The 25170-nt window shown below is 39.5% G+C and carries 18 protein-coding genes and 1 other RNA gene; 8 read left to right on the top strand and 11 right to left on the bottom strand.

What is annotated here, in order from left to right; all coding sequences use genetic code 11:
• Positions 1 to 96: 96 nt before the first annotated feature.
• From FD725_RS28360 to FD725_RS28350, 3 genes are all read left to right on the top strand, one after another.
• Positions 97 to 1758: a PfaD family polyunsaturated fatty acid/polyketide biosynthesis protein gene (locus FD725_RS28360; protein ID WP_179051204.1), complete on the top strand. Its 1662-nt coding sequence runs from the start codon at positions 97 to 99 to the stop codon at positions 1756 to 1758.
• A gap of 15 nt (positions 1759 to 1773) precedes the next feature.
• Positions 1774 to 3294 (top strand): thioester reductase domain-containing protein, encoded by a 1521-nt coding sequence (locus FD725_RS28355; RefSeq protein WP_179051203.1) that lies wholly within the window; start codon positions 1774 to 1776, stop codon positions 3292 to 3294.
• A gap of 590 nt (positions 3295 to 3884) precedes the next feature.
• Positions 3885 to 4748, top strand: a complete 864-nt coding sequence (locus tag FD725_RS28350) for an SDR family NAD(P)-dependent oxidoreductase (protein WP_179051202.1) — start codon at positions 3885 to 3887, stop codon at positions 4746 to 4748.
• A 35-nt stretch (positions 4749 to 4783) separates the two neighbouring features.
• On the opposite strand, the gene hetI is transcribed toward FD725_RS28350, so the two are convergent.
• The 9 genes from hetI to FD725_RS28310 form a co-directional block, all read right to left on the bottom strand.
• Positions 4784 to 5503, bottom strand: a complete 720-nt coding sequence (gene hetI / locus FD725_RS28345) for a 4'-phosphopantetheinyl transferase HetI (RefSeq protein WP_179051201.1) — start codon at positions 5501 to 5503, stop codon at positions 4784 to 4786.
• A gap of 192 nt (positions 5504 to 5695) precedes the next feature.
• A complete protein-coding gene (locus FD725_RS28340; protein ID WP_179051200.1) occupies positions 5696 to 6085 on the bottom strand; it encodes a carboxymuconolactone decarboxylase family protein in 390 nt (129 codons plus the stop codon).
• Positions 6086 to 6253: 168 nt separating this feature from the next.
• On the bottom strand, positions 6254 to 7525 hold the full coding sequence (locus FD725_RS28335) for a hypothetical protein (protein ID WP_179051199.1): 1272 nt from the start codon (positions 7523 to 7525) through the stop codon (positions 6254 to 6256).
• Between the two features lie 64 nt (positions 7526 to 7589).
• A complete protein-coding gene (locus tag FD725_RS28330) occupies positions 7590 to 8276 on the bottom strand; it encodes a hypothetical protein (RefSeq protein ID WP_179051198.1) in 687 nt (228 codons plus the stop codon).
• Between the two features lie 1039 nt (positions 8277 to 9315).
• Entirely contained in the window at positions 9316 to 9510 is a 195-nt protein-coding gene (locus tag FD725_RS32195; RefSeq protein WP_218653143.1) for a hypothetical protein, read from the bottom strand.
• Positions 9511 to 9800: 290 nt separating this feature from the next.
• Positions 9801 to 10188: a transfer-messenger RNA gene (gene ssrA / locus FD725_RS28325) on the bottom strand.
• Between the two features lie 132 nt (positions 10189 to 10320).
• Complete coding sequence (locus FD725_RS28320; RefSeq protein ID WP_179051197.1) at positions 10321 to 11322, bottom strand: transposase; 1002 nt, start codon at positions 11320 to 11322, stop codon at positions 10321 to 10323.
• Positions 11322 to 13028, bottom strand: a complete 1707-nt coding sequence (ureC, locus tag FD725_RS28315; protein WP_179051196.1) for an urease subunit alpha — start codon at positions 13026 to 13028, stop codon at positions 11322 to 11324. Before ureC ends, FD725_RS28320 begins: the two co-directional genes overlap by 1 nt.
• A 38-nt stretch (positions 13029 to 13066) precedes the next feature.
• A complete protein-coding gene (locus FD725_RS28310; RefSeq protein ID WP_179051195.1) occupies positions 13067 to 13372 on the bottom strand; it encodes an urease subunit beta in 306 nt (101 codons plus the stop codon).
• A 424-nt stretch (positions 13373 to 13796) separates the two neighbouring features.
• Between FD725_RS28310 and FD725_RS28305 the strand changes: the two genes are divergently transcribed.
• The 4 genes from FD725_RS28305 to FD725_RS28290 are packed head-to-tail and all read left to right on the top strand — an operon-like array spanning position 13797 to position 21214.
• Entirely contained in the window at positions 13797 to 15929 is a 2133-nt protein-coding gene (locus tag FD725_RS28305) for a dynamin family protein (protein WP_179051194.1), read from the top strand.
• A gap of 26 nt (positions 15930 to 15955) precedes the next feature.
• Positions 15956 to 16771: a hypothetical protein gene (locus FD725_RS28300; RefSeq protein ID WP_179051193.1), complete on the top strand. Its 816-nt coding sequence runs from the start codon at positions 15956 to 15958 to the stop codon at positions 16769 to 16771.
• Between the two features lie 17 nt (positions 16772 to 16788).
• Positions 16789 to 19182, top strand: a complete 2394-nt coding sequence (locus FD725_RS28295) for a dynamin family protein (protein WP_179051192.1) — start codon at positions 16789 to 16791, stop codon at positions 19180 to 19182.
• 34 nt (positions 19183 to 19216) lie between these two features.
• A complete protein-coding gene (locus FD725_RS28290) occupies positions 19217 to 21214 on the top strand; it encodes a dynamin family protein (RefSeq protein ID WP_218653142.1) in 1998 nt (665 codons plus the stop codon).
• A 256-nt stretch (positions 21215 to 21470) separates the two neighbouring features.
• Here the strand turns inward: FD725_RS28290 and FD725_RS28285 are convergent, their stop codons facing one another.
• Complete coding sequence (locus FD725_RS28285) at positions 21471 to 22604, bottom strand: tetratricopeptide repeat protein (protein WP_179051191.1); 1134 nt, start codon at positions 22602 to 22604, stop codon at positions 21471 to 21473.
• An 81-nt stretch (positions 22605 to 22685) separates the two neighbouring features.
• Positions 22686 to 23570 (bottom strand): M23 family metallopeptidase, encoded by an 885-nt coding sequence (locus tag FD725_RS28280; protein ID WP_179051190.1) that lies wholly within the window; start codon positions 23568 to 23570, stop codon positions 22686 to 22688.
• A gap of 376 nt (positions 23571 to 23946) precedes the next feature.
• Between FD725_RS28280 and FD725_RS28275 the strand changes: the two genes are divergently transcribed.
• The gene (locus FD725_RS28275) at positions 23947 to 25152 is read left to right on the top strand and encodes an HhoA/HhoB/HtrA family serine endopeptidase (protein WP_179051189.1); all 1206 of its coding nucleotides are present in this window, start codon (positions 23947 to 23949) and stop codon (positions 25150 to 25152) included.
• Positions 25153 to 25170 lie beyond the last annotated feature (18 nt).

Below are 25170 nucleotides of genomic sequence, written 5' to 3'. Positions count from 1 at the left end.
GGAAACCCAACATTACCCAGGTATTTGTTGGGTTTCATATTGAGTAACAAGAGCAAATAGTTAGTAATTCATTGCTAATCGTGCGAGGGAACGACCGTGACAACTATTGATACGTTAATTAATAAATATGATAATGGTTTAGGCTTTTCTGCCTATACTGCATATCAAAACATGATTTGGAAAGGCTCTTTAGATTGTGTATCTTTTGAGCAGTCAGCTATTAAAAATAAATTACTGACATTAGATAAACCTTGTTACATTGTTAAAATTGCTGGCAAAATCGGTGTCACAAATGATGGTTATTTGAGTCCGGGGGAAAGCGGTACAACAGGACAAGTAGAACTTTTAACATCCATCCCACCTATCCGTATTCATCAATTAGGTGATGCGAATTTTCTCTCAGCTTATGGTGTGCGTTCTGCTTATATGACTGGCGCAATGGCTGGTGGTATTGCTTCCGAGGAAATGATTATTGCTTTAGGCAAAGAGAATATTTTAGGTTCTTTTGGTGCAGGTGGTTTATCTCCAGAACGTTTGGAAGCAGCCATTAATCGGATTCAACAAGCTTTACCCCATAGCCCTTACGCTTTCAATTTAATTCACAGCCCTAACGATATGGCGATTGAACGCCGGGCTGTGGATTTATACCTCAAATATGAGGTAAAAGTAGTAGAAGCTTCAGCATTTTTAGATTTAACTCCCAACATTGTTTATTACCGGGCTGCGGGACTAAGTTTAAATGATGCGAATCAAATTGAAATCAAAAATAAAGTGATTGCGAAAATTTCTCGCCGGGAAGTTGCGAGTAAATTTATGCAGCCAGCACCAGCTAGAATTTTGAAAGAATTGCTGGAACAAGGATTAATTACTGAGTTGCAAGCTAAACTGGCAGCTAATGTGCCAATGGCGGATGATATTACTGTGGAAGCTGATTCTGGCGGTCACACAGATAATCGTCCTTTGGTTTGTTTGCTACCTTCAATTATTGCTTTGCGTGATGAAATTCAGAAACAATATAATTACCAACAAGTAATTAGAGTAGGAGCAGCCGGGGGAATTGCCACACCAGAATCAGCACTGGCAGCTTTTATGATGGGTGCTGCTTATATAGTAACTGGTTCAGTTAATCAAGCTTGTATTGAATCGGGTGCTTGTGAACATACTAAGCAATTATTAGCCCAAGCGGAAATGGCTGATATGATTATGGCTCCCGCCGCCGATATGTTTGAAATGGGAGTTAAATTACAAGTTCTCAAACGTGGCACAATGTTTGCTATGCGGGCGCAAAAGTTATATGAATTGTACCGCAATTATGACTCAATTGAAGCAATTCCTTTACCAGAAAGAGAGAAGTTAGAAAAGCAAGTTTTTCGCAAAACCCTGGCAGAGGTTTGGGAAGGAACTGCGGCTTATTTATCTCAGAAGAATCCTGAGAAATTGGGTAAAGCTGTTAATAATCCTAAGTTGAAAATGGCTTTAATTTTCCGTTGGTATTTAGGCTTATCTTCTCGTTGGTCTAGTTCTGGGGAAAAAGGTAGAGAGGTAGATTATCAAATTTGGTGCGGCCCAGCAATGGGTGGTTTTAATGACTGGGTGCGTGGTTCATATTTGGCAGAAGTACAAAACCGTCGAGTTGTGGATGTGGCATATCACATTATGACTGGTGCAGCATTTTTATATCGCATTCAAAGTTTGAAAATTCAAGGATTGCAAATTTCTGATTACTACAGCCAATATCACCCAGTTCTGATTAAATAATTGGAGAATCTAAAAATGAGTCTCAAACAATCATATAGTGCAGCAGAAATTCAAGCTTGGATGATATCTAATCTGGCTGAATTATTGGGAGTAGAAGCTGACGAAATTGATGCCAGTATCAATTTAGAAAGCTATGGTTTGGATTCGGCACAAGCCATGATGTTAGTCAGTAAATTAGAAAAATTATTAGGGTTTCAACCATCACCTTTATTATTGTGGCATTACCCCACAATTGAATCTCTTTCTCAACGTTTATCAGAAGAGTTTGCAGAACAACCAGAGGTGCAAGATACAAAGTCTAGTACCTCTAGCACTAAAATAGAAACGCCTGTTCTTGATTTACAAGCTGAAGTTGTTCTTGACCCTACAATTCATCCTGGTGGCGCGCTTCCTGTAAGTTTACCTGTAACTCAACCCAAGAAAGTATTTTTAACTGGTGCTACAGGTTTTCTCGGAGCTTTCTTAATCCGGGAATTGCTACAGCAAACTCAGGCGGATATCTATTGTTTGGTACGTGCTGCGAATGCAGAAGCAGGTAAAAATAAGCTGCAAAATAATCTCGAAAGTTATGCAATTTGGCAGGAAAATTATGAGTCCAGAATTATTCCTGTCATCGGTGATTTATCAGAACCTTTGTTAGGTCTTAGTTCCACACAATTTCAAACTTTAGCGGCGGAAATTGACACTATTTATCACAGTGGTGCGTTACTAAATTATGTCTTCCCTTACTCAGCACTGAAAGCCGCAAATGTTTTAGGAACTCAAGAAGTTTTGCGTTTAGCTTGTCAAATTAAAGTTAAGCCAGTGCATTATGTTTCCAGTGTGGCTGTATTTGAATCACCTGTCTACGCTGGCAAAATAGTCAAAGAAAATGATGATTTCGGTCATTGGGAAGGTATTTATCTGGGTTATTCCCAAACTAAATGGGTGGCGGAAAAACTAGTGAAAATTGCCAGCGATCGCGGTTTACCTGTTACCATTCATAGACCCCCTCTCATCGCTGGTGATAGCGAGACAGGTATCGGTAACACCCATGACTTTATTAACCTCATGGTCAAGGGTTGTCTAGAAATGGGATGCTTCCCGGAAGTAGAATATATGCTGGATATGTCGCCAGTAGATTATGTTAGTCAAGCGATCGTGCATCTGTCGATGCAGAAAGAATCGCTAGGTAAAGCTTTCCACCTACAACACCCCGAACCCGTATCTTTAAGTGTCTTAGTTGACTGGATACGCTCTTTTGGTTATGAAATTAAGATGCTTCCCTACGAAGAATGGCAAGCAGAATTGATCGAAAATGCCACATCTGTAGACAATCCTTTATACACCTTGCGTCCTTTCCTCTTAGAACGCTGGTCTGATGAGCAACTAACTATCCCCGATTTATACCTCAAAGCCAGAAGACCCCACATTAGCTGTCAAGAAACCACCAAAGCACTAGCAGGTAGTGCGATCGCTTGTCCACCAATTGACGGTAAATTATTTATGACTTACACCGCCTACTTGATTCAAAGCGGCTTCTTGAGCATGGCTTAGAGTAATCAGGTTACAGGTTATAGGTTACAGGTTACAGGTTACAGATTACAGATTATAGGTTACAGGTTACAGGTAATTTTCTGTCACCTATCACCTATCCCCTATCACCTATCACCTATCCCCTATCACCTATCACCTATCCCCTGTCACCTGTCACCTATCCCCTATCCCCTAAATTTTCCTTTCATGCGTGTAACCCAGTTTTTCAGAGAAACTGGGTTTTTCCTGTTGTGTGATATTAAATAAGGTTTATCAATAACACTAGCTCTATTAAATAAATGCTATAAATGTAGGTGAATTAAGGTTAAACTACATTGAACAAATCCTTAAATTCAAGGCTGTTCTCCAACAGAAGGTAATAAAACTATTATGAGTCAACTATCTTAATTGTCTATTAAATAAGTGCAGTTTACGTGCTTAAGCTTTATTAGCAAGTATGAAGTGTAGCTGTATTTGTTGTTAATCAATGAGTAGTTATTCTCATAATTTTAACCCTCTGTATTGATGTCTGAATTTAAGCTACACAGAGTTTGTCAAGTATATCAAAGCGTAAATCCTGCGACTGAGAATCCAGATACTAGCAGGTTACAATGACGACTCTCACAGGTAAAATAGTACTTTTGACCGGAGCCTCACGCGGTCTTGGTGTACATATTGCTAAAGCTCTAGCAAAGGAGCAAGCAACTGTAGTTTGTGTTTCTCGTTCCCCATCAGGATTAGTGCAAACCTGTAATGCAGTTGAAGCTGCGGGTGGTAAAGCGATCGCTATTCCTTTTGATATGAGAAATGTAGCACAATTATCAACTCTTACTCAGCAAGTGCAAGATGTTGTCGGCTCAGTTGACATCTTGATTAACAATGCTGGTGTGGAAATTAACGGGGCTTTTGCCGATTACTCTCTCTCAGAAATTCAGTCAGTCTTAAAAACTAATCTCTTAGCTGTTATGGAATTAACTCGTTTATTATTACCCAACATGATGGAACGGGGTAGTGGTAGGATTGTCAATATTGCTTCTTTGGCTGGTAAAAAAGGTGTGGCTTTTAATAGCATTTACTCAGCCAGTAAAGCCGGCTTAATTATGTGGACTGATGCTGTGCGTCAGGAATTAGCAGGTAGTGGTGTGAATATTTCGGTGGTTTGTCCTGGATATATTTCCGAAACTGGTATGACTGTTGATCATCGTGTACCAGCACCCAAATTAGCAGGTATTTCTACACCTAAGAGTGTGGCAAATGCCATAGTTAAAGCTATTAAATACAACAAGTCAGAAGTAATTATCAATCAAAATCTGATCACCGAAAGTTTGACCAGATTTATGTTGGCTATGGGACAAATTTCTCCCACTTCGGTTGATAGAATTTATCGTTGGTTGGGTGTGGTTAATTTCAACCGTAAAAGGGCAGAAAATAGAGCTAATGACAGCTATGTAGCCGTCAAATCGCATCACGCATGACCAATCAGCCGACCTGGGAATGAGGCTTTGATATATCAATACTGCCAGCATTTTAGCTGCCAGCCAAAACCCGCCACGGCGACAGCAGCAACACAATTATTATCAGGCACTAGCTCTAAGAGATGCCAGTCTGGAAATATCTGTAATCTAGCTGGTTCTGTGGGAGTTAGTGCTACCTCGATTTTTTCTAATTGAGCAATTCCGTCTCCAGTCGCTTTAAGATAAGCCTCTTTACAAGTCCAATAGCGAAAAAAAACTTTTGATTTTTGCTCATCAGGTAGCGATCGCACTAAATCATATTCTCGCGGTAAAAAGAACCTTTGTGCTAAACCTTCCAAATCAGACGTTGTACGAAGATACTCCAAATCTATCCCAATTTGACGTGAGTAATTCACCGCACACAAAGCTAAGTTTTCTGAATGGGACAAGTTAAACAGTAAGCCACTCTGAGCAAAACTACTAGCTAATAAAGGTTTGCCACGAGGTTCGTAATCAAATTTAACCTCTTGAGCTACAACACCCAAATAATTTCCCAATATACTCCGGAGAATACCACGACCAGCAATAAACCGCCGTCGATGTTCGGGAAAATAAAATCGGTTAGCACGAGTCAACTCATCACTGGATAAAGTTGCTGCTAAATCTTGTAATTCTGATTCTGGTCTATCAAGATGAATCCGCCAGACATGAACCTCATCCGACAATAAAGTTAAATTCTCTGGTTTTGGCAGCCAAGTATCATCAAAATCAGTCATGAATTGCTAGTTTTGTTTGGAGCAAACACTTTACTTCTTAGATATTGATTGACGGTTAGTAGTCAGTAAGGTGTGTTACAGCAAAGTCAGTATTCTTGCTTCTAACAACTGTCTTTATAGCTGTAACGCACCATCTTCTTTGGTGCGTTATGCTCCGCAACAACGCACCCTACTACATTTAATTTTGTCCAATTACTTAAATATCTCATCTACTGGAATTTGATAACCGTTAGCGAGGCGGTTAGTAGTGTTAGCTGTAGCAATAATTCCCAAAAGTTCGCCAAACATAGCCTCATTCATCCCTTTACCACGAGCAGCAGCTGAATGGGAAGCAATACAGTAGTCGCAACCATTAGTCACACTCACAGCAATATAGATCAATTCCCGTACCAACGGATCAAGTTCACCAGGACTAGTCATCACTTCCTTAATCGTCTCCCAAGTTCTTTTTAAGGTGGGAGGATGATTAGCGATCGCTTTCCAAAAATTGTTGATATATTCAGTCTGACGTGTAGCGCGGATATCGTCGTATACTATCCGCACTTCTTCGCTAGCTTCTGCGTATTCAATCAGCTTGGTCATATTTCCATGACTTACAAATAACAATTAGGCATTCTGACATACTTACTTTTAAAAGTATAGATATCCTTTAATAGTGGGATATATTTCATGTGAAAACTAATAAAAAGCAAATCTCTCAGTTAATGACTGAGAGATTTTTATTGAAAGTTAAGCAGGCATACAATGCTATTAACTTTTTGTCTGAACGCATCTGCGTTTGTAGCTAACCAAGCATATTATCAAAGCCAGCCAAATAATAGCATTCATTGTTGATGGTTCTACAACTCTCCTCACTTCTGGTGGAGTTGGAACAGTGGGGGTATCGCATACTACCACACCTGGGGTACTGCCAGGAACCACACCACCGCTAGTATCACATATGCTAGTAGGCGGATTTGTTGGTTGCGGATTGGTTGGTTGCGGATTTGGGATATTAGATGTTGTTACAGATGAAGAATCTGATGAATCACCACCGCCAAGGGAGATCAATAGCCCAGCTAGAGCTAAAAGTGCCAAAGCTGGTAAGAGAAACGAAGTAGTTCCTGGTGCAGCTAGCAATACTTCTTCCCCTGGAAGTTGTGCTATCTCTTCTGTCCCTTCCAACCCCGATGGTTCAATCACTGCATCAGTTAACAAATCTGGAACCAGAGTTTCTCCTGTCTGAACCAAACCGTCTGGAATCTCAACCAGTTCTCTTCCATACCAACCATCATCTGTTGATACTGGACTATATGGACGAGAAAGTATATTTAAACTAGCTTGCTTAAATTCTCCATTGTCCCCAGAGCGTAAAGCATTTAACCCTTTTTCGATGTTATTGAGATAAAATCGCTCCATGCCTGGCTCTAGGTTGAGCTGACGAATCTGTTGCTCCAGATTAGGGATTTTTGAGGTTTCTTCTAATAGATCCTTGACATAGGCCATCTTAAAGTTGATGAACGCACTACGAGGATCTGATGCTGGTTGCGAAGACCACAAAAAGTTTTTAGTGACATCTCTCAAACCTGGTACAGGGTTGCTACTCAGGTTTGCACCAAGACTGTATTGAGCCGAATCTAAAATTCCTCTATTAAATCCTCTCCAAACAGACGCATAGGGGTTGGGATTAGCACCATAAAAACTAGCAAACTTTTGGTAGTTGGTTCCCCCTCCAGCTGCTCGCTCCAACATCTGTTGATAGGTAGGGCCGCCATTAGATTGAATGATTTGCTCCAGAACTGTCCCTGTTTTATTGCAGCCTAGACCAAATCCCACAACACAATCAGGGATGACTCGCAACTGACGTAGACCTTTACCATCATTCTGTAGCTGATATTGCAGCAGCTGACGCTCTTGTCCTGGGGGAATTTTCGCACCAACATTTAACCCTGGATTCCCTGCATTAGCAGACTGACTGACGGTCAGTAACCATGCTAAGGATGAAAATAAAATGACACAGCTTCTCAACGTGGATTTCAACAAGATATCTCTCCGGTAGACGACTCACACCTAAATAAAAAACTTAGACTTCTCTAACATCAATGAACTATTGATTAGGCTTTAAATTTCCCGTTTGAGATGTCGGGATGCCAGTGTTTGTAGAGCTAGAACTGACTTTTTTCGGTACTTGAATATTCACTGTGATGGCTGTGCCTTTAAGCTCTCCAGTTGTGAGCTTGTGATATATGACCAAAGCACGGTTGGGTTGATCGAAGAGAAAACCACGCCGAGAAGGTTGGATTTTGCCTTCTTGTACTAAAGAAATGAACGCTTCTAAATACCTACGTATACTGGGACGATTATCTGGAGCAATATTTGTATGATTTTCAATCAGAGTCATAAAGAAGTCTAGACTCCTGCTGTCTTGCCCATCAATCAGGCTACCACCATCTAAGAAAGAACTACCGATTAGCTTGCCGTTCACCTCTTGAACTTTGAAGAGGGTGTAGTAGCGTCCTTCTTTTTTAGAGTCATTTACATAACAAACCCAAGCACCTTCTTGGCTTTTTGTAAAACCTTGTTCCGCTAGATATGAAAGTCTAGAATCAGCTTCTTTTTTCTCTGCTGGTAAGGCAGGTAGCAAGTTATCAACTGGGTCTGAAGAGCAAATTTTCTGTGTGGTTGCTTTTTGCGGATTTACCGTTGTATCTTGTGCGACTGCAACACTAGATACAGAAGTAATAGCAAATACTGAAATAGCCAATAGTTTGCTCAAGCGAGTAATTGTTTTCATGGTTTTTCTGCCTTGTTTGCACTGTTAATCAAAAACTAGTTTGTAGCTAAATTTAGCTAATTTAGATCATGAGATGAAATGACCTAATTTTTATTCACCGGATCTTCTATCAATCACTATTGAGACTACATAGAAAAATTGCACATTTTGTTTGGTTTTGCTACTTCATGTTCATTCATAATTTACGGGTTTGTTTTTATTTTGGCATTAAAAAATACAATACTTTTTAAGTATCGGTTCCTTCCCAACGCCACAGTTGTATGGCTCAACTTTTGGGTAAAATTTTGTGTTTATATTTATTTTTTTGCTGCAATGTAATATTTGTAACTTTAGTTTCAGGTTACAAATTACCTACAAGGTAGTATCTAAACCAAGCAAATTAGGTAACTGTCTTAAGAAGAATTATATATACTTTTCGTACATACTTAGGAAAAAAGTTACCTTTTTATGCTTTTGGTTTTTTTACTTTTATACCTTTTTGCCATTTATAGCAATATTTTGTACCTCAAAAGAGGTATGTAACATTATTTAAGATGTTTTTTTGATTACAAAGAGATTGGCTTAACACCGTTAGCCGGAGAAAGTAAATTAGCTCATCCTGATCTGGCTGATTGCTAAAATATGGGAATCTCTTGTCGATTTTTCTGCTAGGAACAAATATTTTTTTATTTTTTCTCCCCAATGCACCAAAATAACTCTTAATTAGATTTGACATCTCAGTAGTAGAGCAAAGCTTTGACTTTGTAAGTGTGCAGTAATTCTACCATCTGCAATTTGGTAAGAAAGGATAGCATAGACAACTTTAAAAATCGCACACTGAAAATTATTGGGATTTGAATGAAACAGTGGAGAGCAAGAGTAGATAGGTTCATAAATGTCAAAATAAGTATATACTTATACAAATATATAGTTTTATAAAAGAAGTCTTAAAATCTGGGATGATTGATCGCTCAATAAGATTGCGTATACTTCTAACTTGCACATTTTGGAAGCCTTATATGGCAAAGCTTTTAGCCCTCCTTTGAAAAATGTGCTAGTTTCATTTGTTGCTAGTGGCGTAGTCCGCTAGTGGGAGGCTCATATCTTGTACCAAGCGACTGGAAGTCGCACGCCACTTGCTACAAGTCGGGAAACCCGCCGACACTTGCTTCAATGGGGGGAACCCCCACAACGCAGTGTCTCCCCAACGCAGTGGCTTGGCTACACAGGCAAAACCCGCCTGCGCGGGTTTCAAACGCTTGATGTTGCGTTAGACCAATTTGAATAAAGAATGCGACAGATACACATCCCCAAAACATTGTCCAGTCTGGATTATTAATTTTGAATTTTGCGGAAAGTTGCGTGCGGAGAGAACTTGCGTGCGTGGGTTTCCCCCGTTGAGCAAAGTTCGGGGGGTTTCCCCCGCCCGGCAAACTTTCCAAGACAAATTTTGAATTTTGAATTGGTATGAGTAAGGGATTTGCCCTTACAACACCCATAAAACACAAAGTCCACCTCATACGAGGTGGACTAATTAATTATGGAGAGTGGATCCGAGCAGAGTCGAACTGCTGTCCAAATTGGGTATTGACCCTCCACTCATTCACAGGTTTAGCCTTTCTGACCCTCAAGGCGGGAATCGTTCATTATCCCGAACGTAGGATGCTCTGATTAAGTCTTAGCTAGCAAGCCAACCAGAGAACACTTGCTAGAGCATCCGTTGGGGTTGGTCTCTAGCCCTTAACGGAGTCGGACTAAAGACGCTCGAACCTATAAGAGGCTATTAGGCAGCTACTAGAGCATCCTTACGAGCAAATTTTACGATGTTATTCGCATTTACTTTTTTTTGAGCCTTGGATTTGCGAGAGGAGACTCACTCTCGACCTGAATCACAGAGTAGCGTTCGCCAACCTGTCGAAACCGTTACGGACCCATGTACTTTATATTCTTATTATAGTTCTCTAGGGAAAAAATGTGTTACAAGATGACAAAGAAATATGAATAAATGCTCTGAGTCAGACTACAGGGGGCGGATGAAGTGGGAGACTATGATGATAGCGATCGCTTAGGTAAATTGAATGTCTCCAGAAGTGTGATCATTTAAGAATTGTTGAAATTCGGCGATCGAAGGAATAGCGATCGCTCCTTTGAGGAGTATTTTTAGTAGAGATGAATCATTTATCCCATTAATGGCATCAACAAGACTACTGGGAACTTCTGCAAACCTTGTTGCTAAAACATCAATCACATTATCTCGACCCATTTGCAAAATTCCTTGTTCGATTCCTTGTTCGATTCCTTGTTCGATTCCTTCTTGTTTTGCCAGTCTTTCAATACTAGTTACGTACCGCATTCTTTTTGCCTCCTCGTAACTTCTTAACTCTGTTTGAAAACTGATTGCCAACTCTTTCGGCAATACCATAATCCAATCAATAAACCGAAATAATTCTATAACGTCTTCTCGGCTGTATCCACTGTCAAAAAGTCGTCTGACTAGATTTAATTTCCACTGTAACCGATTTTCTGGTTTTCGTTGCGTCGCTTTGGTTTTCAGATGTGCCATGACAACGATCCCAAAGGGATTGCTAGTTTGCTCTAAAGTTTCCCAGGCTAATTCATAATCAAGTAGTTTGGCTATGGGAAACTCTAAACTAACGCGACATCCACCTAATTCATAACTATAGCTCGAAGGTCGCCAGTTTTCCTGTTCATCGGCGAGAATTGCCAAGCTAATAACTCGCTGGCGATGACGGTCAAACAGACGATAATTGTAGGTGTACATCCGTTCGGCGAATTCTTTGTCATATTGTCCTTGGACTTCGACATGAACTAATACCCAAGCTGCTTCACCATTCAATAACCAAACTTTGGCCACTTTGTCAACTAAACGTCTCCCAATTTCGGCATCAGGTTCTAGCTGTTGTAATTCTGTATCCAAAAATTCATAAGGACGTGTCCAATCGATGACAGTGTAAGCTTGGGGAAAAAAGAATTCTAAGAAGCGGGGAAAGTAAAGTTCAATGACTTCTTTCCAAGGACTATCGTAATTTGCGGTTTGCTCAGTCATTAAAATAAAAAGTATCTTTGCGCCATTGGTAAAATCGTTGCAGGTTCACAAGTCAACAGTTTGCCATCAGCCCTGACTTCATAGGTTTCTGGATCTACTTCTATGTGAGGTAAAGCATCATTTAGCTTCATATCTTGCTTAGTTAATTGACGTGTTCCAGAAACTGCCACAGCTGATTTTTGCAAGCCTATTTTGGTGGGAATTTCTCTTGCTAACGCGGCTTGGGAAACAAAGGTTAAAGATGTAGCATGACGCGCCCCGGCAAAGCTACCAAACATCGGACGCATATACACAGGTTGGGGTGTGGGAATACTGGCGTTAGCATCACCCATTTGTGACCAAGCAATCATTCCACCTTTAATGACTATCTCTGGTTTGACACCAAAAAATCCCGGTCGCCATAAACACAAATCTGCCAGCTTACCTGCTTCTACAGAACCGACATATTCAGCAATACCGTGAGTAATTGCTGGATTAATTGTGTATTTAGCAACATATCTTTTGGCTCGGAGATTGTCGGCTTGAGTATCTCCAGCCAGGCTTCCCCGTTGTACCTTCATTTTATGGGATGTTTGCCAAGTGCGAATTATCACTTCACCGACTCGTCCCATTGCTTGAGAATCGGAAGCAATCATACTAAATGCACCTAAATCATGCAAAATATCTTCAGCAGCAATGGTTTCTCGACGGATACGAGATTCGGCAAATGCTACATCCTCAGCAATTCCTGGATCTAGGTGATGACATACCATCAACATATCCAGGTGTTCATCTAAGGTGTTGATTGTGTAAGGTCGGGTGGGGTTGGTAGAAGATGGTAAGACGTTAGCTTGTCCACAAACTTTGATAATGTCTGGTGCGTGTCCACCACCTGCGCCTTCAGTATGGTAGGTGTGGATGGCACGATTTTTAAAAGCGGCGATGGTATCCTCAACAAATCCGGCTTCGTTGAGGGTGTCGGTGTGGATGGCTACCTGCACATCATATTCATCAGCCACACTCAAACAAGTATCGATGGTGGCGGGGGTAGTTCCCCAATCCTCATGTAATTTTAAACCGATCGCACCTGCTAAAATTTGTTCTACTAATCCTTGGGGTTGACTAGTGTTACCTTTACCCAAAAAGCCCAAGTTGATGGGGAAAGCATCAGCCGCTTGTAGCATTCGGTACATATGCCAAGGGCCGGGGGTGCAGGTGGTGGCGTTAGTTCCGGTGGCTGGGCCTGTACCACCGCCAATCATGGTGGTAATACCGGAGGCGATCGCTACTTCTATCTGTTGGGGACAAATAAAATGAATATGGGTATCAATACCGCCAGCCGTGAGAATCATGCCTTCGCCAGCTAGGGCTTCAGTGCCAGGGCCGATGATAATATCAACATGATCTTGAATATATGGATTACCGGCTTTACCAATTTTATAAATTTTGCCGTCTTTAATACCAATATCTGCTTTGACTATTCCCCACCAATCCAGAATTACGGCATTAGTAATCACCAAATCTACCGCACCATCGGCGTTAGCAATGGGGGATTGTCCCATACCATCTCTGATGACTTTCCCACCACCAAATTTCACTTCATCGCCGTAGGTAGTAAAATCTTGTTCGATTTCGATGAATAATTCTGTATCAGCAAGGCGGATGCGATCGCCTACTGTGGGGCCATAGGTTTCGGCGTAGGCGCGGCGATCAATTCTGTAAGGCATAGATAATCCTTGGTAAATGCACAGAAACAGTGAGATTTTTAGAGATTGCCGTTGATTTTGGCGTTAAAGCCGTAGACTTGGCGACTACCGACTAAGGAGACAAGGGTGATTTCTTTTTCGTCCCCTGGTTCAAAGCGGACTGCTGTGCCGGCGGGGATATCTAAGCGCATTCCCCGTGCTGATTCTCTGTCAAATTTGAGGGCGTTGTTGACTTCATAAAAATGGAAGTGGGAACCGATTTGAATCGGGCGATCGCCTGTATTCGCTACACGCAACTTTACACTATCACGACCTGCATTTAGTTCGATTTCCCCGGTGGGTGTAATGATTTCCCCTGGAATCATATGTCTATATACTCACAGATATTACAGAATTATCTATGTACAGCTTATATCTTGACAGGCTACTAGGTTATGAGCTATATGTATTATTAAGTATTTATAATGATAAATCTTCCGTAGATATTATACTTAACTTTAAATAATAATTCGGTATTTGCGTTTGATAGCAAGGATTTTGCACTGTTTTAATCTTAATTTTATTCCAAAGGCTCAAAATCCAAGCTTAAAAACTACCTTTCTTACCTAGCAAGAAACTTGAGGTATTTTATAAGCGTTTTTAGCATAAAAAGTGATGAAGAAGCATAGTGACTATTATGTAAAAAATAAGACACAATAACGTATGTTATTTTTTACTCTAGTGTTATTAGGGTATTAAGGTTGAGGCTAAATAATACTTATCCCTCTAGTAATTTCAAGGTATCTGATAATGACAGAGGTAAATGAATACACAAATAAAATTAATCAGCACATTAATTTCTTAGAACGAGTCATTCAAAGACCCAGCATATCAGAACTTGCTAGGCAAGAATTATATAAACAGCTAGAAAAGGTTAAAAAACGTCGTAACGATCCCAATCTTTATTTAGCCATAATTGGTGAATTTTCCAGTGGCAAAAGTACATTTATCAATGCTTTACTTCGGGATGATTTACTAAAAACTTCTGCACTAGTAGCAACAGCGACTGCAACAAAAATAATTTTTTCTAACAACTTTAGTGCTGAGGCTTTATTCAAAGAAACAAGACCAAAACAGTTTATTCAAAAACTTGAAGAAGAACCGAAAAAGACTACCCGTAAAATTGCCTGGATTCCAAGTCTATTTATTTGGATTCCTTTAATGATTTGGTTATCCAGCATATCCTTCTGGCTTTTGGGCTTGACTCTATTACCTGTAGTGATACTCATTGCAACAATGATAAGTCATAGCTTAAAGCATCAATATAAAACTACCAAAATTCCATATACTCCCAGCACATTAGTTACATCGAATGATGCAGTGAAAAGTGGAATTTCGCCGCAGCAGTTTGTGCAAATGATAACATCTGAAGAGGAATTGGCAAGAGCTTTAGATAATATTAAGATTTACCATCCGGCTAATTTTCTCAAGAGTGGAATTGTTATTATAGACACCCCTGGGACTAATGCTGGGAACGAAGAACACGGGAAAGTGACTTGGACAGTTGTGGAAAATGAGGCTGATGCCGCTGTAATTGTTATACCTGCAAATCAGCCTGTCTCCGATACGCTTATTAATTTTCTTTCAGGACCACTTTATCAGTATATCCATCGTTGTGTATTTATAGTTACTAAGATGGATAGTATTCGTCAAAAAGAGCAATCTAAGCTTGTTAAAACTATCGAAAAAAGACTTAGAGAAAATCTCAAAATAGACCGTTTGTTGTTGCTTGAAGCTGCACCACAAATAGTTATGGACACTTTCACTGGAGCAGAAGAAGTTGAAGACAAGCTTAGGCATTGGAATGATAAATTTGTAGAACTAGAAGAAAAATTACATGAATATTTAGGAAGTAGTCGAGAAGTTGTAATAGCAGAAAGTGTAGCTAGATTATTAACACAAGTTTTTCGTCAATCTGAATCACACCTTAGAGAGCAACAAGAACAGTTTAGACGCCAGCAGGAAGTAATGGAGGGTGAAATCATCCGAGATTTAGCGTCATTTACGTCTGAGCAATATGCAGAATGCTCAAAGATGATTCAAAATGCTACTTCTCAAACAAAACCTAAATTGAATAAATTAGTTGCTAGTTGCAGAGAAAGTACAATATCAAGCCTACAAAAATCAATTTTTGATACAACAAGTAAAACCGAGCTAAAAGCCTTACTAGAGAATAAAGTTTCCCCTATATTTGATAATGCTAATTTCACTCTTGATAAAGAATTAAAGATTGCCACAGGCGAACTAAATAGCTCTTTCATGAACGTTAAATCACATTTTGACAAAAAGTTTTCCAAACAGTACAAAAATCTTCAAGCACTATCAACTAAAGCTAATTTAGATACGAAAGTAATAGTTAAAGATGCTATTCAAGTTAATACCTCCAACGTAATGTCTGTAGCCTCTGAACTTAGTAATACAGCAGGAGATACATCGAATAGAAATGTAGGCGTAGGCGCGGGAGGAGGGGCAGGAGCATTAATAGGAACGATAATTCTCCCAGGCTTAGGAACAGTTGTTGGATCTGCGTTAGGTAGTTTGTTAGGTGGTATTTTTGGTAGTTTTTTGGGTCCATCATTAAGTGAACTTCAAAATCGCTCTTGGAATGAGCTACAACCCAAAATTAATGATTATTTTTACTCAGCAGAAAAAGCAGTAGAACAATCCTTAGAAAGCTATTTTCAGCAAATGATAAATTCCCTCAACAGGCACATTGATACATACATTACCACCTATCAGAAAATTGTTAATACTATGCAGCATGAGCAAAAAGAGAAAAAAGAACGCCTAAATAGGCTTCAACAAGATATTCAAACTGACTTACTGGAAATTAATACCAGAATTCAGTCTCTTGAAGTCTTTGCTAACTCTACTTTAAGGTAACTTTGAAATTTTAAAATATAAAAATTATGATTGACGATATATTGAGAAGCTGTGAGGAATGGTTTATTGATGAATTTAACTCAGATGATATCCTATCTCCGGAAGAGATGGATATGCAAACAGAGTTCTTATTGTCATACTCTGATGAAGTAATACTTGATATTTCAGATAGTTCTGTTGAAAATATTTCTATAGAAGAATTATCTGCTTTTAATGTAGTTGATGTCTTTCATCAATTATTAGATTGGGTTATACCAGACAATCAATGGGATGTTGATGAGTTTGATGGATTTGGAAAACCAGTAGAAAACTCTCAATTCTGGCAACAACAAAGAGGTCAAAGTTCCTGTGCTGTAGTTGCTCAGACTAGCGTTTTTGAGTCTATTACAGGTGTTTGTATTCCTGAAGAAAAAGCTTGTGAGATTGCTCAAGAAAATGGATGGTTTGACCCTGAAATTGGAACCCGTCCAAGTGATGTAGGTAAGCTTTTAAACGAACTTGGTATTCCAACAGAACAAAAATATAATGCCAATCTTGAAGACATTGCAGATGCACTAGAAAAAGGTGATCGCGTAATTGTTGGTCTTGATGCAAACGAAATATGGAATCCAATGCGGGATGCGAATGGTGCGGCTATTGAACAAACTAATGCTGGTCATGCCGTTTGGGTAACAGGTTTAGATACACAACCCGATGGTTCAGTAAAAATAATTATTAATGATAGTGGAAATCCTAACGGGAAAATGGCAGCTGTCGATGCTCTAGATTTCTTAAATGCCTGGGAAGATCATAGTAATTTCCTTGTGGTAGCAGACGCACCTGAGCAAACTATTTCAGTTTAAAATGGAGGAAACATAACATGAATATTGATAGAAATTTACTCAGACAATTGTCTACGGAAACCACTATCCAACAAAAAGGTATCGCTTCGTTACCTAGAGGTATCCATCGCCTCTCTGATTTGAGAGATTGGGTTACCTTTGAGACAATTGCACTTGCTCCCATCCCAGTACAAAGACTTGGTGAATGGGGAATTATTTCTCTGTTGACTGTTCCTAAAAACAGTAAGGATAAAACTGAGGGGTATGGAACACCTTGGGCGGTTGTGGAATGGTCTTTAGCAACAATGCAAGTTGTCAAAAAGGTTGATTTGCGACCAATCAAAGCAAATAATCCTCTATGGCAACCCCAAGTAATTAGTACTCAACCTGCTGATACTTCTGTAAATTTGACTCCTCAAATACGTACCCTTCGTGAAAATACTTTATTTTCAACTCTAGATAATTTTTGTAGCAGTATAAACAAAAGTAAAGAAGATTTTCTTGATTTAGCAAAGTATTATTCTGGGCTTTTACCACAAGAGTTTTATCTGTACTATCACGATTTAGTTCCGGAAAGTAAAGAATGGTTGCTTCCTAATATACCAGCTATTTCTCTAGAAGTTGTAAATAGCAAAGAAGAAAATATTTCATTAGACAAATTAAACTTTCAAGTACCAGAAACACCAATTAAAGTTCCTATTGATTTAACAGAAAGGTTAGATAATTGGTTTAAGCAATGTACTGATATTACTAATTCTGTGTCTTCCGAGAACCAAGAATTAGGAAAGCGTATGTCCTTGTTGCTGACAGCTATTGAGAAAAGACGAATACTACCAGGATTTCGTCTTGCATTTGTTGGGGAATTTAGTAGAGGAAAAAGTTATCTGATTAATCGTTTATTAGATAGAAATATTTTACCTGAAGGTGTACTACCCACTACAGCCACACTCACCTCGATTGTTGCTGGTTCAGAAGAACAGATGGAAGTGAGATTAGGGGGAAAAGTAGATATTCGACCTCTAGAAGAAACATCGTGGGAGGAACTGTTAGCAACTGATCAAGCTGGTTCTGACAAAGAAGTGTTTGCGGGTGTACGTATTAGTTTGAACCATGAGTGGTTGCGATCGCTAGATACAGAAATTATTGATACTCCTGGTGCAGGAGATTTGAGCGATAGACGAGCCAATATGGTTTTGGACTTATTAAACCAATGTGATGCTGCGGTTTTAGTTGTCAGTGCAACCTCTCCCTTTAGCATGACGGAAGCAGCTTTTCTAGAGCAAGAAGTAATAGGTCGCCATGTTCCTCGTATTATAGTCGCAGTCTCTAAATTGGATATGATTCCCCCAGACGAAAGAGCGAAGGTAATGCAAAATATTTGCAATCGAATTACTAATGTTGCCAGCAATATTCCTGTACTTTCGACATATCCCATTGAAGAATCACAGCAAGAAGCAGATACTTTGGCAAGTATTATCACTGAAATTGAATCTTTAGTAGATCGAGGTGAACGTCGTGTATGGCGGAGTCGCCAAGTACGCAAACAACTTAGTGACTGGTTAAATCAAATGGCAGAGATAACCCAAGGGGCTATTTCTACTATGCGTATGAATGCAGAGGAAATAAAATGCTCTTTACGCCAAGCTGAGAACGAAATTGAAAAAGCAGACATTACTTGGGACAATCTACACTTAGAACTAGATAAAAGGAGGTTACGACGAGCTAAAGAAATACGTCAGCAAGTTGCTGCAAACCAAAAAGAATTAATTGAGAACTTAGAATTTGAAATTCAAAGAACTCCAGATTTAAAACTGTGGTGGGAACGTGATTTACCTTTTCGCCTCAGACGTGAATTAACAATTTTAAGTCGCAAATTTGAAAGCTTTTTATTAAAGTTGTTATCCCAAGATATTGAATGGTTACAAAATGAAATGTCAAAACTTTTCAATACGACTATTAAGCAACAAGTTTTTACACCACAGCAAAGTACAGAAATTCAGTTTGAACTCGAAAATCGAGACATCACTGATGTACAAAAATATCGCTTATTTACCAGAATTGGTAGCACTGCGGCAATGATTGCGGGTTCAGTCTTAGGTGGTCCAATTGGAATAGCTGCTAGTACAGGGGTGCTAATTTTTAGCGAACAGTATCTCAACAAAGAGCTAGATACACAAAGAGAGGTTTTATCAGATGAGCTAAAACATATAGTCGATGCTTCTACTGACGAATATTGCCAACAAGTTTCAGAGCGTTTGCGTCGTTTATATCAAATAATTATAGATGATATAGAGAGTGAGCAAGCAGCTTGGAAGTTTGCCAAGAAAGCTGCTTTCAATATGAATCAAGCCAATAGCGATAATGAAAAAAACTGGCAACAAATTCTTAAACTAGCTTTAGATTTGCAGCAAGAAATAGCTTCTGCTTTGTAAATTTAAAATAACCAATTTTTCCGGAGGATAAAAAATGCTACAAACCATAGATGATAAAGGTTATAAAGAATTTAAGCAAAAAACCAACACTCTTGTCAGTTTGATTGAACGTCAGACTAATATTATACGAGCGCTCAATATACCCGACCAAGAAGCAAACCTCAATTCTTTGAAGGAATTGGTGCAGTCCAGTAGCTTTAAAGTTATGGTACTTGGGGAGTTCAAACGAGGTAAAAGCACTTTTATTAATGCCTTATTAGGTGAAGAAATTTTGCCTGCATACTCTACACCATGTACTGCAATTATTAACGAAGTGAAATGGAGTAAGACCAAAAGAGCTTTACTACATTTTAATAAATCTGACGGTCAACCAGCACAAGAACCTCGTGATGTACCAATAAATAAAATTGAAGAGTATGTAGTTATCCAGGATGATGCTGACCAAAGTCAAGCAATAAATGAAAGTCCCTACGAAAAACTAGAACTTTTCTGGCCTCTTCAACTTTGTGAGAATGGTGTAGAAATTATTGACTCTCCTGGTTTGAATGAACACAAAACCCGTCAACAAGTCACGGAGAGTTATCTAGTTACTGTAGATGCTATCCTTCTCGTCCTTTCCTGCGAACAACTATTTTCTAAATCTGAACAAGAAGTAGTTGATAACAAACTGAGACCAATGGGACATGAGGATATTTTCTTCATTTGTAATCGCATCAATATGATTCGCAAAAATGAAGTTGAAAAAGTCAAACAATTTGCGAATTCTAAGCTATCTAACCGCACTCGATTAGGCTCCGAACGTATATTCTTTATCAATGCATTAGGAGGGCTAGATGGAAAACTTGAAAATGATGCTGAGGCACTGCAAAATTCAGGTGTACCACGATTAGAAATTGAACTTCAGAAATTTTTAACAAACGAGAGAGGTCGAGTAAAGATTCTTCGTCCTGCCCAAGAATTAAAAAATTCAATCCGAGAAGTCAGAAAAAGCATACCTGAGCAAAGAAGTATGCTTGAGACAGATGTAGCAGAATTAGAAAAACGTTATGCAGAAGCACAAGAACCGTTAAAACTTTTAGAGGAAAAACGTCGAAATATCGTCAAAAAGTTAGAAAACTCGATTGAAGATACTAAAGAGCAAGTAAGTTATAAAACTAAGGATTTTATTCGAGAGTTAATTCCTAAAATCAAAACTATAACCCAGGAATATGAACTTGAGAATGGGGTTAAGTTATTGTTTACTGACCCTAGACCCAGTATAGAAGCTGCTATTAAGGAAGTTAGTAGCCACTTAGAAAGTCAGGTGGAAGTAGAATTTTCTAAGTGGCAAAGTTCCGAGCTTGAGCCATTACTGGTAAATAGAATGGAACATATTAAAAGTTCGCTTGATGCGGAAGCTACTGAATTTATAAAGCGGGTAGATAATCTTCGCTTAGAAATTTCTGGAGTTTCTATTTCAAAGGTAAATGTATCAAAAGAAGATGTTGGTGTTAGAAATGTGTCTGCGGTAGAAAGACTTCTTTCCGCAGGAGGTGGTTTTCTAGTAGGGGGGATTGGTTCAGCTACTATTGGAGCTACATTTGGCTATCAAGAGATGTTGAGAAGTTTAATACCACAACTCGTAATTGGAATTGTAGGTTATGTATTTTTAGGGCTAAATCCTGTAACTTTAGTTCCAATGCTTGTTGCTGCATTGGTTCAGGGCAAATTAATGGAAGGGGGACTTAGTAAAAAAATTAAAGAGGAAGTAGGTAAGAAATTCTCAGAAGAACTGAGTAAATCAACTACGGATATTATTGAAAAGGTTGGTAATGGTGTTTCCGCAGAACTTAGTAAGGTGAAAAGTACCCTAGATGGTGGATTAGCAGCAGAAATTCAAAATATTCGACAACAGGTTAATAATGCACTAGCCGAGAAACAAAAAGGTCAGGGAGAAGTTGATAAAAAACTAAAGCAGTTGGACATATTAGCTCAAAATGTGAATAATATTGATAAGGAATTAGATGATTTAATATCTCAGGTTGCTATGTGATCTTTCAGATGGTTCGTTGTAGGTGTTTCATCCAATAATCTAATTATAGCTATTAGGGAGAGTTTACTAAAATGAGAGCGAAAAAAATTAGCTTCTCCCTTTTTTTATTGTGCATCAGTCAAATTACTGGGGTATGCTTTACTCATGCTACTCTCTCGGTGCTGTGTTCTTTCTATTCACAGCTTACACTGAGAGAGCTTTTTTACATCCTGACCGACTTTTTAAACATCCTCTAAGAATTCGGGGATCTTGTTTTTCAGAAAATTAAAGCTTGAAACTCATTTGCATCTCGAATTTTGTCAAAATCGGGGTCGATTTTGGCTGCTTCTCTAGATGTTTCGGCACTCAAATCTATGGCTTGTTGCAAGTTTTTAATAGCTAGTTCTAGATTTTCTTGGAGAGCGTGACAGCAAGCGATATTATAAAAAGTATCTGCATCTTCGGGATTTATTGCTAGCGCTTTTTGATAACTGGAGATCGCTTCTGCATAACGTCCCAATTCATGTAATAAAAGACCGCGATTTTGCCAGGCTGCGAATTTATTATCTAAAATACTAATTGCTTGATCACAAGCAGCGATCGCTTCGTCAATTTTGCCAAAATGAACTAAGATATGAAACCAATCATACCAGGCATTTTCACTGGCATAATTGCATTTTAAAGCATTTTCATGACTGGCAATTGCTGCTGTCGTATCACCTAATTTCTCTAAAACATTTCCTCGTTCTGTCCAAATATCACTAGCATCTGATTTGATGGCTAAGGCTTGATCATAACTAGCGATTGCCTCAGAGTAACGATTTAAAGTCTCTAATACTTTGCCCCGGTCATGCCAACTTCCATAATCATCTGGCTTGATTTCTAAAAGCTTTTCATAACTCAGCAAAGATTCATCATAACGACCAATTTCAAATAACAAATAACTCCGTTCTTGCCAAGCTGATAAACTATTTGGCTGAATTTCTAGAGTTTTGTCATAGCTAGCTAAAGCTTCATCGTAGCGACCTAATTGATATAAAGCAAAACTTTGATCCCACCAAACATCATAATCATCTGTTTGGATGGCTAAGGCTCTAGCAAAACTCAATAAAGACCCTTCATAATCGCTAAAACGTTCTAACTGAACTTGTCCTCGACGATGCCAAGCAGAGAAATTATCAGGTTGAATTGCTATGGCTTGATCAAAGCTAGCCAGTGCTGCTGTTGCACTTTCAGGATCATCTAACAAAAATAAATTCCAACCTCGTTCATTCCATGCTACTGCTAAATCTGGTTGAATTTCTAGAACCTGATTAAAACTAGCGATCGCCTTGGCATATTCCACATTTTTGTGATACTCTAATCCCTGGTTAAAAAATAATTCTGCCCCTGGATTTATTGATTGATTCATAATAATTGAAAATGGTAGATGAAGATAATTCGTAATTCGTAATTCGTGATTTTTGAATTGTTTAGGCGATCGCTAGTATTTTTATCGTCGTAAATAATCTTTGGGATTTTCGGCTACCCATCCTAAAGATGAACTAGCACGCATTTCAAAATGGAGATGGGGTTGTTTCGTAGTAGGTTGTCCAGTAGTACCCACAGTGCCGATTAATTGGTCTTTGTTGACTTGTTGACCAACTTTGACATTAATTTTCTCCAGATGGGCGTAACGGCTTTGGAGTCCACCATTGTGATTGATGATGACCAAATTACCATAAGTACCCTGTTCCTTAGCAAAGACTACCGTACCTGGGGCGATCGCTTCTACAGGCGTTCCCACAGTTGCCAGCAAATCCACACCACTATGAAAGAACACTTCACCCGTATTAGGATTAATTTGCCAGCCATAAGGTAACGCTACCTCTGTCACCTGAGACAAAGGGTATCCCGTCAACTTGACAGCCACAGTCGCCGTAGAAGGCTTAGGAGACTGGGTAATAGAACCATTGGGCGACCAATTTACCCCCGGAACAAACACGATTCTAGGGTTCTTCTGGCAACCGTTAACCTCAAATAGAGTATCCGGACGCACCTTAAATCTTGTTGCCACTTGTCGCCAATTCTGACCTTGAGGTACTTGGACAACAATGCCATTGTAAGGAGCAATCTGGAGTTCACTGCCCACAGATGGCACAGAACCATTCTGAAGGGATGGATTCATGCCCAAAATCGTTTCTGGACTGATATTATAACGCTGCGCGATCGTCACCAACGTGTCACCACGCACAACCTTATGGCGCTGAAAGCGAGAAAGCGCCGGAGTTGGACAACCCTCAGCTGCCCTTGCCTTGTCAAAGTTAGGTAACACAGCACCCACTCCAACAGCGCCAACTAGACTACAGAGTAAAAATAGACGGTAATAAACATTCATGGATCAAAGTCAAGAAAGCTTTAACTTTAGATTTTAGTTTGGAGAATTGGAATTGGGGGTTGGGTAATGGGGATTGGAGATTGGGGATTGGAGATTGGGGATTGGGGAGTGAGGGAGTGAGGGAGTGAGGGGTGTAAACAGTGAACAGTGAACGTTTATTAAACTGGTAACTGATAACTGATAACTGGTAACTGATTTGGGGTACAGGGGAGAAGAAGAAATGCTAATGACTAATGACCATTGACTAATGACCATTGACTAATGACTAATGACTAATAACTATTCCCTCAATATGTTAAATTACCTGTCCACTTGCCAATTGCTTGACTACACTTAGAAATTAGCAACTGCATTGCTGTCCTTGAGCGTAGTCATTATGAATTTATCCTTAAAGCAACTGGCGGTTTATCTGTCTCTACTGACGATTGGCAGTAGTGCAGGTGTGTTAGGCAGTCGCTATCTGTTCCCCTCAAATCGCTCGTTTTCACAGTTCAAAAATGTCAATGTGGCTTTACCCTCGGAATCTGTACTACCTAATCCTGTAAGTAGGTCTACAGACAATCTTGGAGGTGATAATGTCAACTTTATTGCTAGCGCGGTGCAAAGAGTCGGCCCGGCTGTGGTGCGAATTAATGCGACTCGTAAAGTCGCCAATCCCATTTCTGATGCCTTAAAAAATCCGTTTTTACGGAGATTTTTTGGTGAGGATGAACAACCAATTCCTCAAGAAAGGATTGAACGTGGCACAGGTTCAGGGTTTATTTTGAGTGATAATGGACAATTATTAACCAATGCTCATGTGGTCGCTGATACAGATACGGTACAAGTGACTCTCAAAGATGGTCGGACTTTTGAAGGAAAGGTGGTAGGCGTTGATACTGTCACTGATGTAGCTGTGGTGAAAATTCCGGGAGAAAATTTGCCGACAGTGAACTTGGGGAATTCGCAAAATTTGATTCCGGGACAATGGGCGATCGCTATTGGCAATCCCCTCGGTTTAGATAATACTGTGACTATCGGCATTATCAGCGCTACTGACCGCACGAGCGCTCAAGTTGGTGTCCCTGATAAGCGCGTCAGCTTTATCCAAACTGATGCAGCCATTAACCCTGGTAATTCTGGAGGGCCTTTGTTAAATGCCCAAGGAGAAGTAATTGGGGTAAATACGGCAATTCGTGCTGATGCTCAAGGGTTGGGTTTTGCAATCCCCATTGAAACCGCAGCCCGTGTTGCCAATGAGCTTTTTACTAAAGGGCGAGTAGAACATCCTTTTTTAGGGATTGAAATGACAGACTTGTCTCCTACTAAGAAGCAGCAGATTAACCAAGAGAACAAGTTAAATATCCAACAAGACACTGGTGTTGTGATCAGAGGTGTCTTGGAGGATTCACCAGCCAAAAAAGCTGGACTTTTAGCTGGAGATGTGATTCAAAAAATTAATGGTAAGCCTGTAAAGACATCAGCCCAAGTACAAAAATTAGTGGAATCCAGCACAGTTGGTGATACATTAGCCATCGAAATCAACCGCAGTGGCAAAATTCTCACCTTGCAAGTGCAGTCAGGAGTATATCCTAAAAATTAATCATTAGTCATTAGTCAT

It is taken from the genome of Nostoc sp. TCL26-01, assembly GCF_013393945.1.
Lineage (GTDB): Bacteria > Cyanobacteriota > Cyanobacteriia > Cyanobacteriales > Nostocaceae > Trichormus.
This window is presented reverse-complemented; position numbering and strand designations above follow the sequence as displayed.

Bases quoted from the DNA above. Each gene is read 5' to 3' on its own strand.
- FD725_RS28355 (WP_179051203.1), top strand. From the start codon at position 1,774: ATGAGTCTCAAACAATCATATAGTGCAGCAGAAATTCAAGCTTGGATG.
- FD725_RS28350 (WP_179051202.1), top strand. From the start codon at position 3,885: ATGACGACTCTCACAGGTAAAATAGTACTTTTGACCGGAGCCTCACGC.
- hetI (WP_179051201.1), bottom strand. From the start codon at position 5,503: ATGACTGATTTTGATGATACTTGGCTGCCAAAACCAGAGAATTTAACT.
- FD725_RS28340 (WP_179051200.1), bottom strand. From the start codon at position 6,085: ATGACCAAGCTGATTGAATACGCAGAAGCTAGCGAAGAAGTGCGGATA.
- FD725_RS28330 (WP_179051198.1), bottom strand. From the start codon at position 8,276: ATGAAAACAATTACTCGCTTGAGCAAACTATTGGCTATTTCAGTATTT.
- FD725_RS28320 (WP_179051197.1), bottom strand. From the start codon at position 11,322: ATGACTGAGCAAACCGCAAATTACGATAGTCCTTGGAAAGAAGTCATT.
- ureC (WP_179051196.1), bottom strand. From the start codon at position 13,028: ATGCCTTACAGAATTGATCGCCGCGCCTACGCCGAAACCTATGGCCCC.
- FD725_RS28310 (WP_179051195.1), bottom strand. From the start codon at position 13,372: ATGATTCCAGGGGAAATCATTACACCCACCGGGGAAATCGAACTAAAT.
- FD725_RS28305 (WP_179051194.1), top strand. From the start codon at position 13,797: ATGACAGAGGTAAATGAATACACAAATAAAATTAATCAGCACATTAAT.
- FD725_RS28300 (WP_179051193.1), top strand. From the start codon at position 15,956: ATGATTGACGATATATTGAGAAGCTGTGAGGAATGGTTTATTGATGAA.
- FD725_RS28295 (WP_179051192.1), top strand. From the start codon at position 16,789: ATGAATATTGATAGAAATTTACTCAGACAATTGTCTACGGAAACCACT.
- FD725_RS28290 (WP_218653142.1), top strand. From the start codon at position 19,217: ATGCTACAAACCATAGATGATAAAGGTTATAAAGAATTTAAGCAAAAA.
- FD725_RS28285 (WP_179051191.1), bottom strand. From the start codon at position 22,604: ATGAATCAATCAATAAATCCAGGGGCAGAATTATTTTTTAACCAGGGA.
- FD725_RS28280 (WP_179051190.1), bottom strand. From the start codon at position 23,570: ATGAATGTTTATTACCGTCTATTTTTACTCTGTAGTCTAGTTGGCGCT.
- FD725_RS28275 (WP_179051189.1), top strand. From the start codon at position 23,947: ATGAATTTATCCTTAAAGCAACTGGCGGTTTATCTGTCTCTACTGACG.